9 protein-coding genes are annotated in these 16,527 nt (G+C 65.3%); 3 read left to right on the top strand and 6 right to left on the bottom strand.

What is annotated here, in order from left to right; translation table 11 throughout:
- Nucleotides 1-15: 15 nt before the first annotated feature.
- From OO12_RS04585 to OO12_RS04575, 3 genes are read right to left on the bottom strand one after another with little or no spacing between them, the layout of a single operon-like run.
- Nucleotides 16-1,485 (bottom strand): amidohydrolase, encoded by a 1,470-nt coding sequence (locus OO12_RS04585; protein ID WP_034157591.1) that lies wholly within the window; start codon nt 1,483-1,485, stop codon nt 16-18.
- A gap of 24 nt (nt 1,486-1,509) precedes the next feature.
- On the bottom strand, nt 1,510-3,261 hold the full coding sequence (gene ggt / locus OO12_RS04580; RefSeq protein ID WP_082006338.1) for a gamma-glutamyltransferase: 1,752 nt from the start codon (nt 3,259-3,261) through the stop codon (nt 1,510-1,512).
- A complete protein-coding gene (locus OO12_RS04575; RefSeq protein ID WP_034157451.1) occupies nt 3,261-6,659 on the bottom strand; it encodes a TonB-dependent receptor in 3,399 nt (1,132 codons plus the stop codon). Before OO12_RS04575 ends, ggt begins: the two co-directional genes overlap by 1 nt.
- A 211-nt stretch (nt 6,660-6,870) precedes the next feature.
- On the opposite strand from OO12_RS04575, the gene OO12_RS04570 reads away from it, so the two are divergent.
- On the top strand, nt 6,871-7,362 hold the full coding sequence (locus OO12_RS04570) for an RNA polymerase sigma factor (RefSeq protein WP_052215539.1): 492 nt from the start codon (nt 6,871-6,873) through the stop codon (nt 7,360-7,362).
- Nucleotides 7,359-8,315, top strand: a complete 957-nt coding sequence (locus OO12_RS04565; RefSeq protein ID WP_052215538.1) for a FecR family protein — start codon at nt 7,359-7,361, stop codon at nt 8,313-8,315. Before OO12_RS04570 ends, OO12_RS04565 begins: the two co-directional genes overlap by 4 nt.
- Nucleotides 8,316-8,634: 319 nt before the next feature.
- Here the strand turns inward: OO12_RS04565 and OO12_RS04560 are convergent, their stop codons facing one another.
- Genes OO12_RS04560 through OO12_RS04550 form a run of 3 tightly spaced genes read right to left on the bottom strand, consistent with a single transcriptional unit; the run spans nt 8,635 to nt 14,454 of the window.
- On the bottom strand, nt 8,635-10,059 hold the full coding sequence (locus OO12_RS04560; RefSeq protein WP_034157450.1) for an efflux transporter outer membrane subunit: 1,425 nt from the start codon (nt 10,057-10,059) through the stop codon (nt 8,635-8,637).
- Nucleotides 10,056-13,244 (bottom strand): efflux RND transporter permease subunit, encoded by a 3,189-nt coding sequence (locus OO12_RS04555; RefSeq protein WP_034157449.1) that lies wholly within the window; start codon nt 13,242-13,244, stop codon nt 10,056-10,058. The genes OO12_RS04560 and OO12_RS04555 overlap by 4 nt, the downstream gene beginning before the upstream one ends.
- Nucleotides 13,245-13,248: 4 nt before the next feature.
- Nucleotides 13,249-14,454: an efflux RND transporter periplasmic adaptor subunit gene (locus OO12_RS04550; RefSeq protein ID WP_082006337.1), complete on the bottom strand. Its 1,206-nt coding sequence runs from the start codon at nt 14,452-14,454 to the stop codon at nt 13,249-13,251.
- Between the two features lie 358 nt (nt 14,455-14,812).
- Here OO12_RS04550 and OO12_RS04545 point away from each other — a divergent pair, with 358 nt between their 5' ends.
- Nucleotides 14,813-16,519, top strand: a complete 1,707-nt coding sequence (locus OO12_RS04545; protein ID WP_034157448.1) for an ATP-binding cassette domain-containing protein — start codon at nt 14,813-14,815, stop codon at nt 16,517-16,519.
- Nucleotides 16,520-16,527: the final 8 nt, after the last annotated feature.

Here is a 16,527-nt window from a genome sequence, read left to right as displayed (position 1 = left end):
GTCAGGGCCGTCCGATTATTCCGACCCGCCCGGTGCCCCATTGGCGCCTTTACGATAGTCGAGCGCAGGCTTTCGATCGCCGAGCATCGCTTCGTAGCGGAAATTCGGGCCACGTGCCTTGACCAGTTCCGCCTTCGCTTCGGCCAGAGTCTGCGGGCTGGTGAACAGGTCGGCGGCGGTCAGGGCGATCGTCTTGGCGGCGACGACGCCACCCTTGGCGCCAATGCTCATGCCGGATGCTGCAACCGCCTGCCAGCTATGCGCCGGCGTGCCGGGTACCCAGGTCGCGGTGCCCAGGCCGATCGTCGGCACCGTCCAGCTGATGTCCGCCACATCGGTCGATCCGCCCATATCGCCAGCCCAGATCGGGTCGATCCCGCCAACGGAGTCCAGCGACTTCTGAGTCGGCAATGTCTTCTGGATCGTGGTGGCCCATTGCAGCTCTTCCGGCGTCCAGGTCTCACCGCCCACCTTGGTCAGATTGCGCTGCATGACCGTCGCCAGCGTGTTGCTAGCCAGCATCGAATAGACGCCGCCGGTCGCCTCGAACTCGACCGTCGTGCCGGTCGCCAGCGCGGCACCTTCGGCCGCCTTCTGCACGCGCGCCATCACCGATTTGACGATCGCGGGATCGGTGTTGCGGACGTAATAATAGCTTTCGGCGAAATCGGGCACGACGTTGGGCGCCTGACCGCCATTGGTGACGATGTAATGGATGCGCGTCGACATCGGGATATGTTCGCGCAGGTAATTGACCGCGACGTTCATCACCTCGACCCCGTCAAGCGCCGACCGGCCCTTATCGGGCGCGGCCGAGGCATGCGCGGCAAGGCCATGGAAGCGGAACTTGCCTGAGATGTTCGCCTGGCTCTTGCCAACGGCGACGCCGTTCTGGTCGCCGGGATGCCAGTGCAGCACCGCATCGACATCATCGAACAATCCGGCGCGCACCATATAGACCTTGCCGGAACCGCCCTCCTCTGCGGGCGTGCCATAGACCCGGAGTTCGCCCTGGATCTTGTTGGCGATCATCCAGTCCTTGATCGCCAGCGCCGCGGTGGCCGAGGCGGCGCCGAAGATATTGTGACCGCAGCCATGACCGGCCAGCTTGCCGGCGATCGGCGCGCGCGCCGGCGTCGCATCCTGCGCAAGACCGGGCAACGCATCGAATTCGGCCAAGATGGCGATCACCGGACCGGCACCGTTCTTGAAGCTGGCGACGAATGCGGTTGGCATGCCCGCAACGCCCGGCGTGACGGTGAAGCCGGCTTTCTTGAGATCGGCTTGCAGCAGCCCCGAACTCCTGGTCTCCTGGAAACCGACTTCGGCATAATCCCAAATCTTCCTGGCGGTCGCGGCCAGCGCCGGGGCGCGGCCATCGACATTGGCGAGGATCGCACCGCGCTGTGCCTCTGATAGCGTCTGGGCGTGCACGCCGGTCGAAAGTGCGAGCGCCGTGGTGGCGAAGAGCAGGCTGCGAATCATCGTCATTCCCCTTTTGCTTGAACGCTAGCGAACCCCGGCCGCCATTGCATCCGGGCGGCGCGTATCGGCCGCACCAAGAAAGCGGTCGCCGGCCACCATGATCGATTGCACGCTGCCCATCGTGTTCGACATCCGGACCTTGTGCCCCTTTGCCTCGAGCAGCGCGATCAGGTCGGGCGAGAAGCCCTGTTCGAGTTCCAGCGGCGCATCGGCATCACCCTGGTTGATACGCGGACGCTCGGCCGCTTCGGCGATGTTGAGGTCGAAATCCATCACATTGGACAGCATCTGCACCATCGTCGCGATGATGTAACCGCCGCCCGGCGTACCGGTGACCAGCCAGGGCTTGTCATCCTGGAAGACGATGATCGGGGTGATCGTCGATCCGACCCGCTTGCCCGCGACCGGAAGGGTCGCGCGGCGCTGACCGTCGGAGCCACGACCCCAGGCGAGATTGCCGAGCGAGTTGTTGAGCAGCACGCCAGTGCCCGGCGCCACGACATGCGCACCATAAGAGGCCGATAGCGTATAGGTGTTGCTGACCGCGCCGCCGGCCGCATCGACGATCGAGAAGTGCGTCGTGTCCTTGCTCTCGAACGGATAGGGATTGCCCTCCGGCATATCGGCGCGCCCAAGCGAGCGGTCGGTGCGGATCAGCTTTGCACGCTCGACCGCATAGGCTTTGCTCGCCAACCCCGAGGTCGGGGTCCGCCAGTCGGGACCGCCCCCGACCAGGCGGCGGTCGGATGATACGATCTTCAGCGTCTCGGCAAGCAGATGGAGATTGGCGATGCTACCCCATTTGCCTTCCCGCACCGGGAAGGCCTCGAGGATGTTCATCGCTTCGGCGACGCTGACCCCGGAAGCGGTCGGCGGCATATAGGCGATCTTGCGGCCACGATAGCTCGACCAGATCGGGACCGAGACGATCGGCCGATAGTCGGCGAGGTCCTGCGCGTCGATCACCCCGCCACCGGCCTTGATCCCCGCAGCGAGCGTCGTCGCCAGCGGGCCTGTGTAGAAGCCATCACGCCCCTTGGTAGCGATCGTCTTCAGCGTTTTCGCAAGATCGGGCTGGCGCCATAATTCACCCGGCGCATAAGCGCTGCCATCGGGCTTGAAATAGACCGCAAGTGCGGCGGGATCGTCCGCCATGGCCTTTTTCTGGTCGGCATTGGCTTGCGCCTCATCATCGCTCAGCACGACGCCCTTGGTCGCCATCGCGATCGCCGGCGCGATCAGCGTGCCCCAGGGCAAGCTGCCGAAACGCTGATGCGCTTCCCACAATCCGGCGACGGTGCCGGGAATGGCGACGCCCTTCATCGAATAGCCCTTGGCCGGGTCGAACTTGCCCTTGGAGTCGAGCAGCAGGTCGGGCGTCGTGTTGCGTGAGGCCTGACCATAATAGTCGATCGCCAGGTCGGCGGCCGGTTTTCCGCCCCTGGCCGGCATATGCACGAGCATATAGCCGCCGCCACCGACATTGCCCGCGCGCGGCAGCACCACCGCGAGCGCGAAACCGACCGCGACCGCCGCATCGACCGCATTGCCGCCCTTGCGCAGGATGTCGGCGCCGACCCGCGCGGCGATCGCGTTCTGACTCACCACCATGCCACCCCGGCCGATCACCGGTTTGTGGATCTGGTCATAGGCAACGATATCACCACCGGTGGTGGCGCGCGCCGCCGGCGGGTCCTCCTGCGCCGACACTGCGACCGGCGCGCCAGCCAGCGAAAGCAACGCGGCGAACGTGGCGGCGCGACCGATGCGATACATCAGAACGACGCCCGCACGCTGGCGTACCAGTACCGTCCATAGGGATTGTACATCGAACCGAGATAGCCGTTGGAGGAGAGCGGCGGCGTTTCGTTGGTCAGGTTCCTGACGCCGACGCGGAGACGGTAATTGCCCTCGCGATCATTGCCGACCGAGACCTGCGCATAGGCGTTGAAGGTCATCTGGTCCTCGATCAGCCATGGAACACCGGCGGAGTCGGTCAGTGCCGTTTCATCGACGTCGCTGGTATATTGCGTATAGCCGCCGAGTTCGAACTGCTTGTAGCTCCATGTCGCCGTGCCAGTGACCTTCCAGCGCGGCTTGCCGTTCTGACGGATCAGATTGCCGCCGCCGGTAATCGTGGTGCCGGCATTGATCGTCCCCGCCGCACGCGCATCGAGCAGGGTCTGGATATTGGGCGAAGGACTGAGGAAAAATTTGCTGAGATGCGCGGCATTGGCGGTGAAGTTGAACCGGCCGAGGCCGAAATCGGGCAGCCGCCAGGTCAGGCCGAGATCGAAGCCCGCTGCTTCCTGCGGCAGCAGATTGACGTACTGATCCTTGACGAACAGGACCCGGCCCGCCGGTGCGAGCCCTGACCCGGCGAACAGCGCGACATCGTCGGCGGTCGGCGTGGCGCGGATGACATTGGGATCCGAGCTGCCCTTCACGCGCAACAGGTAATCGTTGATCAGCGCATTGCCCTCCCCGAACAGGCCGACAATGCCCTTCTGGTTCACATGCCAATAATCGGCCGTGAAGGTGATCTTGCCGATCGCGCTGTCGAGAAAATAGGGCTGCAGCACGATACCCGCCGACCAGGTGCTCGAGGTTTCGGGCTTCAGATCGGGATTGCCCGAACGCTGCGCCGAGGTCGCGAAGCGCTGCGAGGTGGCGCAGCGCGCATCAGTGAAACTCGTGATCGTTCCGCTCTTCAGCAACGCCTCGCAGCGGAGCCAGTCGGTACGCGTGTTCGACCGCGTGACCACTGTCGCGTTGATCTGTTCAAGGTTCGGCGCCTTGAAACCCTGGGCATAGGAGCCGCGCAGGCGCAGGCCACGGAACACGTCCCAGGCGCCGGCGATCTTGGGCTTCGCCACGCTGCCGACATCGTCATAATGCTCGAACCGGCCGGCGATCTGCAGTTCGAGCTTGCGGACCAGCGGGATGTTCATCTCCGGGCTGACCACCGGCACCGCGAGTTCGACATAAGCGGCCGCCACGGTACGGCGACCACGGGTGTCGGGCGACGGGCTGGTGCCGATCAGGTCGGAGCCGTTGACGGCCCCGCTCACCGCATCCTTGAACGTGATCGTGCCGTCGAGACGGGGGTCGCGATCGTCACGCTGGGTTTCGCGGCGAATTTCACCGCCGATCGCCAGGCCGACATCGCCGCCGGGCAGGCGGAACAGCGAAGCATTGGATCCCTTGAGGTCGATCATCGCCAGCGTCGAGGTGCTGACGCGCTGGGTCTTGACCCGGATCGCGTCGATCGCTGCGCGGCTGCTCGGGGTCGCGTCGGCGCCGCTCGGGTCGAGCAGATTGCCGCCATTGAACGGATTATAGGCGTCGGGCGTCGACAGGGCGAGCTGGCGCTGCAGCGCCGTCTGGCTGATGCCGTCGGATGTGTCGCGAACACGCGCCTGCGAATAGAGCGCGGCGCTTTCCCATTGGAAGCCGAGGAAATTCCAGCGCAGCCCGCCAAGCAAGCGATATTGCGTGTTCTTCACATCGACGATGTTTGGCCCGACATCGGCGAAATTATAGCTGCTGAGGATGACCGGCAGCCCAGCCGCCGGCGCATTGATGCCGGGCAAGCGGTTGGGATTGGCCTGGCCGTTGGCGAAGGTCACCGGGCCGAACGGATTCCAGTAATTCGATGCCGGGATCACCAGCGGCCCCGAACTGAGTGTGCCGGTCGAGGCCTGCACGCTCCGCGTCGTCGCGGTGTAGTAACCAGCCTCGCCGAAAAATTCGAGACCGTCGGTCAGGTCATAATGCCCGGTCAGGAAGACGTTCGCGCGCTTCAACGAGGGAATCACGCTGGTGTTGAAGGCATGCGGCGCGTCGAACCCGAGGTTGCGATCACCCGCGGCGCTATTGGTGCCGTCGTCGATGCAGATACCGCCGGGCAGCCCGGCGGTCGTACCGGTGGCGCAGCCGGCATTGGTCAGCGGCTGAATATGAAACTGACCCGATGCGTTGGTCAGACTGGTGGCGCCCTGCCTGACGACGACATTGCCCAGTATCTGGAACGAGCCCCAGGGCGTGATCGTGCTGCGTCCGTCGGTCGCGGTGGAAAAACGGGTATCGGCGAACAGCGGGTTGAGGTTGGCCGAAGCGGTATAATCCTGGTCGCGCGCGCCAAGCGCGGTGCGGCGATCATAGCTTGCGAACAAGGTGATATTGCCGCGATCGTCGAGATTCTTGCCCGCGAGCAGGTTGAGGTTGCTCTCGGCGAGATTGGTGCCCTCGGCCCATCCGGTCTGCCCCTCGATCTGGACACCGGAAAAATTGGTCTTGAGCACAGTATTGACCACACCGGCCACCGCGTCCGAACCGTAGATCGCCGCCGCGCCGTCGCGCAGCACTTCGAGCCGTTCGAGCCCGAACACCGGGATCGCGTTGGTGTTATAGGTCTGCACCGGCACGAGATTGTCATCGGCGCGGCTGGTCGGATGGGCGACGACACGGCGGCCGTTGAGCAGGGTCAGCGTGTTGCCGACGCCAAGGTTGCGCAGATTGACCGAACCGACATCGCCACGCGCCGAGTTGGAGCTGTTGGGCAGATAGCTCGAGTTGAAGCTGACATCGCCCATTTGCGGAATCGAACGGAACAGCTCGTCACCCGACACCGCACCGGTTGCGCGAATTTCCTGCTCGCCGACCACCGTCACCGGCAATGCCTCGGTGACTTTGCTGCCCTTGATCTGGGTACCGACGACGACGATGTCGCCCTGTTCCTGCTGATCATTGCCGTTCACGGCATTTTCGGCCTGCACGGTACTGGCCGCTTCCCCGTCGGCCTGACCGTCGGTGGTTTGCGGCACGGACTGGGTCAGCCCGGCCGGCCGGACTTTCCCACCCCTGGCGAGCGGGATCACCCGAACGCTGCGCGTGCCGGTGAAGCGATACGTATAGCCGGTTTTTGCCAGCAACGTGTCGAGCAACTGACGGGTCGTGTAGCTGCCGGACACGCGCGAGACCCGGATTCCGGCAATGCCGGGATCGGTGAAAACGAGTTGCACGCCAGTCTGGCGCGCGACCTGGAACAATGCCGTGTCGAGCGACCCGGCTGGCAAATCGATGGTGTGGCGCGTGTCCGCTGCGGCCTGTGCGGTGGCAGGCATGGCGATAACGACCGCAGCGGTAGCGAATAACAGATGGCGTGTGTTCATCGGCGGGGCCCCCCTTAGCTCTTTGCCCGGCCCTCCCCAGAGCCGATAATCGAATGACGCCAAAATGGACCAATGCGAACCTCGGCCGAAAATTTTTTTGTCGATGGCCCCAATCGGGTTCGCCTTTGCCCCCGCGCCGCGTCATGGCAGGAGGTACATGGCACCAAGGGGGCAAGGATAGTTGCGCGGGGCAGCGAATAACGAAGCAGGCATGACGACGGGTGAGGGCTTCGACGCCTATCGCGCGGCGCTTCGCGCGTTCGTGGCCCGCCGCGTCGCCAATCCCACCGAGGTCGAGGATCTGGTTCAGGAAGCCTGTGCGCGCCTGATCGCTCGGGCGCAGACCCAGACGCTCGATGAGCCGCAAGCCTATCTTTTCCGCATTGCCGCCAACCTGATCGCCGACCGGCATCGCCGTACCATCTCGACCGCGCCGCTGCTCGACGAGCATGACGTGCCGGTTCGTCCGGCCCAGGAAGATGGGCGGCGTGTCGCCGATCTGCAAGCGGCGCTGGAAGCGGCGCTCGACGAACTCGGACCACGGTGCCGCGCGGTATTCGTGATGCGCCGGTTCGACGAGCGCAGCACCAGTGAGATCGCACGCGAGTTCGGGATCAGTTCGCGGATGGTGCAGAAGCACCTGACTCATGCCGTCGCGCATCTCTATGCCCGGCTCGGGCACCTGATGGAGCGCGGCCTGTGAGCGACCGCGATCTGAATCACCGCGCGGAAGCGGTCTTCGATGCGCTCCTGTCCGGTCGTGGCGAGGATCTGCATCCCGCCGACCGACAGGAAGCCGCAGCATTCTGGGATTGGCTGGGCGACTTCGAACGCCCGGTCGATGCACCGCCGGCGCCCTCGATATGGCAGGCATGGCCGGCACGGGTCGCAGCCCTGGCGGCGGTAATGCTCGCGATCATCGGCGGCGTCACCTGGTTCGTCTACCCGGCGGCAGAGCGCGACTTCGCGCAGCATTATGCGACCGGCCATGCCGAACGCCGGTTGATCCGGCTGGCCGACGGCTCGACCGTCACGCTCGCCGCCGACAGCCGTGTCGCCATCAACTACACACCGGGCGAACGCCGGCTGCGGCTGGCGAGTGGCGAAGCCTTGTTCAAGGTCGCCCACAACACCGCGCGGCCCTTCATCGTCGAGACACCGCATGGCGAAGTGAAAGCGGTCGGTACGGCCTTCGACGTCGCGGTCGCGGCACGCGAGGCTCAGGTCACCGTGGTCGAAGGCGTGATCCGCATCGCCTTGCGCGACACGGCGCAGGGTCCGCGCGCGACCGAACCAATCGAGAAGCTCGCGCGCAAGGGCGAGCGGCTCTCGTTCGGGATCACCGCGCGCGACGGCGGCAGCGTTGGTTTCATCCGCCAGGCGACCGATCTCGACGCGGACAGCGCCACTGCCTGGACACGCGGCCAGCTGGTCTTTCGCGGTGAACCGCTGCGCGACGTCATCGCTAAGATCAATCTCTATGCGCGCGATCGCGTGGTGCTGACCGATATGAAGGCGGGATCGATGCCGGTTTTCGGAGTGGTCGATCAGGGTGATACCGCCGCGATCCGCGATCTGATCGCCGATCCCGACGCGATCGCCATCGAGCCGCTCACAAGCCCGGTGGCGTCCGCACCAAAAACGGCGGAACGCTGACGCGTCATCGCGTCGAACGATCCGCCCAACGGCAATTCAACCGGATTGCGGAATGTCGCATGGTGATGGTCGGACGAGACGTCGGTCGGGCGTGCTTGTCCCGCTCTTTCACATGGCCGCGAAGCACCAGGCAATATCGCCCCTGTTCCACCCCTGTTTTCATAACAGGGGCTGGGTCAGTCATGCTGCTGAAAACAAACGCGTAATCCGCCGGCTGAATCCAACATAACAGGGGCGGAAAAATACACTGCCGAAAACAGGGGATAACAGGGGCGACATACTGACGGCGGCGTTCGGCCAATTCGGTCGAGGCCGGAAATCAGGGCTCGCGCCGCGAGACCTCCGGCGCGTTTTCCCAGCCGCCGCCCAGCGCCTTGAACAGGCTGATCTGTGCATCCGCCACCGCTGAGTCCGACTGGGCACGAGCCGCGCGGGCACTGGCCCGGTCGCGCTCGGCGTCGATCAGCAACAGGAAACTGTCGGCGCCATAATCGAAGCGCAGCTTGGACAGCTTCGCCGCCTCGCCGCTGGCCTGTTCGGCACGGATCCGCGCAGCATTGGTGTCGAGCGCACCGGCATAGCGTGCGAGCGCCTGCTCGACTTCCTTCAACGCGGTCAGCACCGTGCCGTCGAAGCGCGCAAGCGATCCGTCCGATGTCGCCCTCGCCTGACGCAGGCGGGCGCGCGCGATCGTCTGGTTGGGGAAGTTCCACGAGATGAGCGGCCCGACCGAGTAGGACAAGCCCGACCCCTTGAACACATTGCCCGGTTTGGTACCGCCCAGTCCCACGCTGCCGAGCAGCCGGATCGAGGGATAGAGATCGGCGGTCGCAACCCCGACCCGCGCCGTATCGGCGGCGAGTGTCCGTTCGGCCGCACGGACATCGGGGCGGCGCGCGAGCAGCGCATTGCCGTCGCCCACCGGCAGGATCACCCGGACGCGCGGTGGCGTGGTGCAGCGATCGGCATCGGCATCGATCTCGGCCGGTGGACGGCCGGTCAGCGTCGCCAGCGCATAAAGCGATGCACGGCGTTCCGCCTCGAATCCCGGAATCTGCGCCTGGGTCTGGGCAAGCAGCACATCGGCGCGCTCGACATCGCGGCGCGTACCGCGCCCGGCGTCGAACAGGCGCCTGGTGAGATCGAGCGTCTGTTGCTGGAGCTGGACCGTCTCCTGCGCCACGGCGCGTTGCGCGGCATTGCCGCATGCAGTGGCATAGGCGCGCGCGGTTTCCGCCGCGATCGACACGCGCGCCGCATCGAGTTGCGCCACCGCCGCGTCACGGTCGCCGCGCGCCGCTTCGATCGCGCGGGTCACGCCACCGAACAGATCGATCTCGTACGACGCGTCGAAGCCGACCGAATAATAATCGGTCTCGAACGCGCGCCCGGTCGGACTTTGCCCCGCCGCTGTGCGGTTGCGCTTGGCGGATGCGCTGACATCGGTCGATGGCAGCCGTGCGCCCTGCTGCTCCGACAAGGCGGCGCGGGCGCGCGCCAGATTGGCGGCCGCGGCGCGAACGTCGGTGTTATGGGCCAGCGCATCGGTAATCAGCCGATCAAGGGCCGGGTCGTCATAGAGCTTCCACCAGCCATCGGGCAGCGTGGTCGCCGCGACCGCACCCGTCCGCGCGGTTTCGCTGAAGCCGCCCGCCGCCCTGGCTGACGTAGCAGGACGCTGGTAGTCGGGGCCCACCGTACAGGCGGAAAGCGCCAGTGCCGGAATCAGGGCGAGCTTCTTCATGCCGCGCCTCCTTCCGGCAGCGGTTCAGGCTCCACTTCGGTCTTCGGTTTGCGGCGCACCTTGCTGCTCACCCAGTCGCCGAACTTGCGGCTGATGACATAGAAGCTTGGCGTGAAGAGCAGGCCGAAGCTGGTCACGCCGATCATGCCGAAGAACACCGCGACACCCAGCGCCTGACGCATCTCGGCGCCCGGCCCGGTGCCGATCACCAGCGGCAGCACGCCGAGGATGAAGGCGATCGAAGTCATCACGATCGGACGCAGGCGTTGCTCCGCGGCATGTTCGGCCGCCTTGTGCATCTCCATCCCCGCTTCCTCGTTCTGGCGCGCGAATTCGACGATCAGGATCGCGTTCTTCGCCGCAAGCCCGATCAGCACGACCAGCCCGATCTGAGTCAGGATATTATTGTCGCCGCCGAAAATGTTCACCCCGACGATCGCCGCGAGCAGGCACATCGGCACGATCAGGATCACCGCGAGCGGCAGCACCAGGCTTTCGTAATTCGCCGCGAGCAGCAGGAACACGAACAGCACGGCGAGCCCGAACACCAACGCGCCGGTATTGCCTGCCTGTTGCTGTTCATAGGCCAGCTCGGTCCATTCGAACGACATGCCCTTGGGCAAGGTCTGCGATGCCAGCGTCGCCATGGTGGTGAGCGACTGACCGGAGGAGAAGCCGGGCACGGTATCGCCCTGCAATTCCGCCGACGGATAAAGGTTGTAGCGCACCACGCGGTACGGCCCGCTGTCGTTCTTCAACGTCAGCACCGCGTCGAGCGGCACCATATTGCCCGCGGCCGAGCGAGCCTTGAGATGCCCGACATCGGAGATCTGATCACGATATGGCGCGTCGGCCTGCGCTGTCACGCGGAAGGTGCGACCGATGAAGTTGAAGTCGTTGATATAGGTCGAGCCGAGATAGGTGCCGAGCGTACGGAACACGCTGTCCACTGGCACGCCAAGCTGTTCGGCGCGTTCCCGGTCGATATCGGCATAGAGCCGCGGCGTGCGCGTGTTGAAGGTCGTGAAGGCGCTGGTGATGCCCTGGGCCTGGTTGGCCTTCATCATCATTGCAAACGCCGCACCTTCCAGCGCCTTGTAGCCCTGGTTGTTGCGATCCTCGATCAGCATCTTCCAGCCGCCGCCGGTGCCGATCCCGCGCACCGGCGGCGGCGGGATGACCAGGATGTTGCCGCCGGTGAGCGGACCGAACGCCTTGCGCAGCTCACCCGCGATCAGGTTCGCGTTCTTGCGGTCGGCATGCGGCTTGAGCGGGACGAACATCGCGCCGGCATTGGGCGCGGTCGAGAAGGTCGCGCCGTCCAGACCGGCAAACTCGACCGTCGCTTCGGTCGCCGGATTGGCGCGGGCGATCGCGCCGGCCTTGTTCATGATCTCGGTCGTGCGCTGCAGCGACGATCCCGGCGGCAATTGGATCACCGCGATCAGATAGCCCTGATCCTGCGCCGGGATGAAGCCGGTCGGCGTCGCGGTGAAGCGCCATCCCGCCAGCCCGATCAGGCAGGCATAGACGATGCCGACCAGCACCAGCGAGCGCACCGCGCGGGCGGTGAACTTGCCGAACTTCTCGCCCAGCTTGTTGAATCCGCGATTGAAGCCACGCGAGAAGCGCGCCGGATAGCCGAGCCAGCCTTGCCGCGGCTCGCTCTCATGCTTGGGCTTCAGGATCATCGCGGCGAGCGCCGGTGACAGCGTCAGCGATACAAAGGCGGAAATCACCGCCGCCGAGACGATGGTCAGCGCGAACTGCTGATAGAATTGCCCCGAGATGCCAGGGATGAAGCTGGTCGGGATGAACACGCCGCAGAGCACCAGCGAGATGGCGATCAGCGCGCCCGACACTTCGTCCATCGTCTCGTGCGCGGCTTCGCGCGGCGAGAGCCCCTTCTCCTCCATCAGCCGTTCGATATTCTCGACCACCACGATCGCGTCATCGACGACGATGCCGACCGCCAGCACCATGCCGAACAGCGAGAGATTGTTGAGCGAGAAGCCGAACACCGCGAGCATCGCCAGTGACCCGACCAGCGCGACCGGCACCGCGATCAGCGGGATGATCGTCGCGCGCCAGCTTTGCAGGAACAGCAGCACGACCAGCGCGACGAGGATGATCGCTTCGATCAGCGTGTGATAGACCGCCTCGATCGACGCTTCGATATACTCGGTCGGGTTGTACGGGATCGAATAGGCCATCCCCGCCGGGAAGGATTTGGATGCTTCGGCGATTTCCTTCTTGACCGCGTCCGCCGTGGTCAACGCGTTCGATCCCGGCAATTGGGTAATGCCCAATGCAGTGGTCGGCTTGCCGCTCAACTGCGCGTTGATGCCGTAATCCTGCGCACCGAGTTCGAGCCGCGCGACATCGCGCAGCCGCGTCAACCGGCCCTGATCGTCGCGCTTGACGATGATTTCGCCGAACTGGTCGGTGGTGGTCAGCCGTCCTTCGGTCTGGATGCCGAGCTGGAACGCGGTGCCACCCTGATTGAACGGCGGCTGGCCGACCGAGCCGACCGCGACCTGCGCGTTCTGCGCGCGGATCGAGGCGATGATCTCGTCGACGGTCAGGTTGCGCGACGAGGCGCGATCGGGGTCGATCCAGACGCGCATATTATAGTCGCGCCCGCCGAACGAGCGCACACCACCGATACCCTGGATACGCGACAGCCGGTCGATCAGCTGGGTGGTGGCATAGTTGGAGATATATTGCTGCGACAGCGATCCATCGGGCGAGGTCAGTGCGATGACCATCAGGATGTCGGGCGAATTCTTGCGCACCGTCACGCCGATCTGGCGCACTTCCTCAGGCAGGCGCGGCTCGGCGGTCGAGACGCGGTTCTGCACCAGCACCTGCGCCTGATCGACATTGACGCCCTGCTTGAACGTCACGGTGATCGCGATCGCACCATCGCCGGTCGAGGAGGAGGACATATAGATCATGTCCTCCACGCCGTTGATCGATTCCTCGAGCGGCGCCGCCACCGTTTCGGCCAGGGTCTCGGCCGTCGCGCCGGGATAACTGGCACTGACCACCACGGTCGGCGGCGCGATCTCGGGATATTGCGCAACCGGCAGGCCGGGATAGGCGACGATCCCGAACACCACGATCAGGATCGACATGACCGCCGCGAAGATCGGCCGTTCGATGAAGAAATGGGGAAATTTCACAGGATCAGCGCGCCGTGGCTTCGGACGGCGGCGGCGCCGTATCCGGTTGCGAGGTCGGCGACGTGTTGGCCGCGCGTGGCTGCATCTTGATCAGATGCGCCTTGACCGACGCTCCGGGTTGCAGCGTGGTCAGCCCCTCGACCACCACCTGGTCGGTGGCGGCCAGCCCCTTCTTGATCACGCGGAGCCCTTCGACTTGCGGCCCTGTTTCTACCGGGCGCGGCGTCGCCTTGCCGTCCTTGCCGACGACATAGACCAGCTTGCGCGTCTGATCGGTGGTGATCGCTTCGTCGGGAACCAGCATCGCCTTGTACGTGCCCGATCCGAGCAGGCGCGCACGACCGAACATGCCGGGTGTCAGGAAGCCGTCGGGATTGGGGATGATCGCATGAGCGCGGATCGTGCCGGAGTTCTGATCGATCGCATTGTCGAGGAAATCCATATGCCCGCGCCAGCGATACCCGCTCTCGTCGGCGAGCTGGACATGGACCGGATTGGGCGTGTTGCGCGACGACCCGCGCTCGCCGGTGCGATCCTGGCGGAGATATTTGAGGTAGAAGCTCTCCGCACCTTCGAACGAGAACCAGATCGGGTTGGTCGAAACCACCCGCGTCAGGATCGTCTGCCCCTCCGTCGCGAAATTGCCGCTCGAGACGCGACGGTCGGACACGCGGCCCGAAATCGGCGAACGCACCGTGGTGAACCCCAGATTGAGTTGCGCATTGCTGACCGACGCCTGCGCCGCGGCAAGGTCAGCGCCCGAGGTTCGAACCGCCGCCTGTTTGGTTTCGAACTCTTCCTTCGAGATCGCTTGCACGTCGAGCAGCTTCTGCGCCCGCGCCAGTTCCGAACGCGCATTGGCAAGCGATGCCGCGGCCTTGGCCGACGCGGCCTGCGCCTGGCCGAGCGCGGCGCGATACGGACGCGGATCGATGGTGAAGAGCGGCTGGCCCTGGCCGACACCCTGGCCATCGGTAAACAGCACGCGATCGATCGTGCCCGAGACACGCGGACGCAATTCAACGTCCTGGATTGCCTCGAACCGGCCGACATATTCGTCCCAATCGACCACGTCGCGCTGCAGCGGGACCGCGACGGTCACTTGCGCCACTGGCGGGCCGGGGGGCGGCTTTGCGCCGGAACATGCGGAAACCAGCAACAGTGCAAGGCCGCTTGCCATGCCGTGCAACCAGTTCTGGTTATCGATCATCGCTGCTCGCTCCCCCTGCCCTATCGCTCAGGTCCGCCGATCTCCCCGGGATGACGGCCGGCGTCTGCGCGCCCTTGCTCGGTCTCATTCCGGCATCGATGGTGCGGCCCCTGCGAATGCTTTGCAAGTGGCGGATAGAACCAAAACGATAAGTAGCGGAAACAAACCAGAATTATTTGTTGCAGCGCAGCAATGTCCGGATGTGGGCGCAACGATTGGCGCGGCGCAACGACGGCCCTATACCAGCGGCATAGCAGAGGGGCTGGGGCGGAATGAGCGATATGCCGGGGGACATTGCCGACAGGCTGCGGATGAGGGCGTTGGCGCGCCAACATCGATTGAGCGCGTTGCTGGCGGCGTGAGATCCGGGCCATGGAGATCGGCTGCTTCTTTCGCGGCGGCATTCGGCGGCTATGCGCGCTGGCGGGTCTGGCTGGCGGCAGGACTGGTCGGGTCGGGCGCGCTGCTTGACGGGGTCAGCGTACTGCTGCTGATCCCGATCCTCAGCGTCGTCGTCTCGCCAGGGAGCGGCGATCCGTGGCGTATATGGATCGGCGAGACGTTGACCGCGCTCGGCGCCACCACGCCGGTCGCACAACTCGCCGTACTACTGGCCGCATTCGTGTGCGTCGCTCTGATCCGCGCCGGAACGCTTTATGTGCGCGACGTGACGCTCGGCAAGTTGCAGACCGGCTTTGTCGAACAACAGCGCAACCAGGTGCTGCGCACGCTCGCCACCGCGCCATGGAGCCGGATCGTGACCCTGCGCCATGCCCGCATCACCAATCTGCTCGGCACCGAGATGCAGCGGATCGGTTCCAGCGCGCAGTTCATGATCCAGGGCGTGGTCGCGGTCGTCCTGCTGCTTGTCCAGGGCGCGCTCGCCTTCACCCTCGCGCCGGGTTTTGCGGCCGGCGCGATCGTCCTGCTGGTGATTGGCGGCGGCGTGGTCCTGATGTCGCATGGCCGCTCGCGCGACCTGGGCAGCGATGTGGTGCGCCAGAGCCAGGCTTTGATGGGCAGCGCGAGTGGTTTTCTCGGGGGACTGAAAGCAGCGGCGGCGCAAAACGGCCAGGGTCGCTTCGTCACCGAATTCGAGACGATCCAGACCCAGTTACGCCAGCGCCAGCTGACCTTTCAGCAACGCCAGGCGCGCAGTCGCGCCGGTTTCGGGATCGGCTCATCGTTGGCGGGTGCCGCCGTGGTGCTGGCCGGGGTTGCTCTGCACATCCAGCCGGCGGTGCTGATCGCGCTGGTGTTGATCTTCGCGCGCATGAGCGGGCCCGCGCAGCAGATCCAGGCGGCGGCGCAGAACTTCTTCTTCGGACTGCCCAGCTTCGAGGCGATCCGCCAGCTGGAGATCGACCTCGGCCGCGACGAGGCCCCCTCACCCCCACCAATTGCTCCGCCCGCCGGCGGCATGGAATTGCGCAATGTCGCCTTCCTCCATCCCGGCGGCGGCGGCGTGAAGCAGGCGAGCCTGACGATCGCGCCGGGCAGCTTTGTCGGTATCAGCGGTCCGTCGGGCGCGGGCAAGACGACGCTGATCGACATGATGATCGGGCTGCTCGTGCCGCAATCGGGGGAAATGCTGGTCGGCGGAGCGACGCTCGACACCGCACGCCGTGCCGGCTGGCGCGACAGTGTCGCTTATGTCCCGCAGGATGGTTTCCTGTTCCATGACAGCGTGCGGCGCAATCTCAGCTGGGGCGACCCCGCGATCAGCGACGAGGCGATGGCCCGCGCGCTTGATCTGGCGGGCGCGCAGGGCTTGGTCGCGCGGCTCGAACAGGGACTGGATACGGTGATCGGCGAACGCGGGACGATGCTGTCGGGTGGCGAGCGGCAACGCCTCGCTTTGGCTCGCGCTCTGTTGCGTATCCCGCGCCTGCTGGTCCTCGACGAAGCCGCCAATGCGATCGATGCCGAGGGCGAGGCAGCCTTGCTCGCCCGACTCGCCGCGCTCGATCCACGGCCGACGATCCTGATGATCTCGCACCGTGCCGAGAGCATGGCGTTTTGCGACCGGGTGGTGCGGGTCGAATTGGGTCAAGTCACCGCATAAGCGACCTG

The organism is Sphingomonas sp. ERG5, assembly GCF_000803065.1.
GTDB lineage: Bacteria > Pseudomonadota > Alphaproteobacteria > Sphingomonadales > Sphingomonadaceae > Sphingomonas.
Note: the sequence above shows the minus strand (reverse complement) of the source record. Positions and strands in the feature narration are given on the sequence as shown.

Bases quoted from the DNA above. Each gene is read 5' to 3' on its own strand.
- OO12_RS04585 (WP_034157591.1), bottom strand. From the start codon at position 1,485: ATGATTCGCAGCCTGCTCTTCGCCACCACGGCGCTCGCACTTTCGACC.
- ggt (WP_082006338.1), bottom strand. From the start codon at position 3,261: ATGTATCGCATCGGTCGCGCCGCCACGTTCGCCGCGTTGCTTTCGCTG.
- OO12_RS04575 (WP_034157451.1), bottom strand. From the start codon at position 6,659: ATGAACACACGCCATCTGTTATTCGCTACCGCTGCGGTCGTTATCGCC.
- OO12_RS04570 (WP_052215539.1), top strand. From the start codon at position 6,871: ATGACGACGGGTGAGGGCTTCGACGCCTATCGCGCGGCGCTTCGCGCG.
- OO12_RS04560 (WP_034157450.1), bottom strand. From the start codon at position 10,059: ATGAAGAAGCTCGCCCTGATTCCGGCACTGGCGCTTTCCGCCTGTACG.
- OO12_RS04550 (WP_082006337.1), bottom strand. From the start codon at position 14,454: ATGATCGATAACCAGAACTGGTTGCACGGCATGGCAAGCGGCCTTGCA.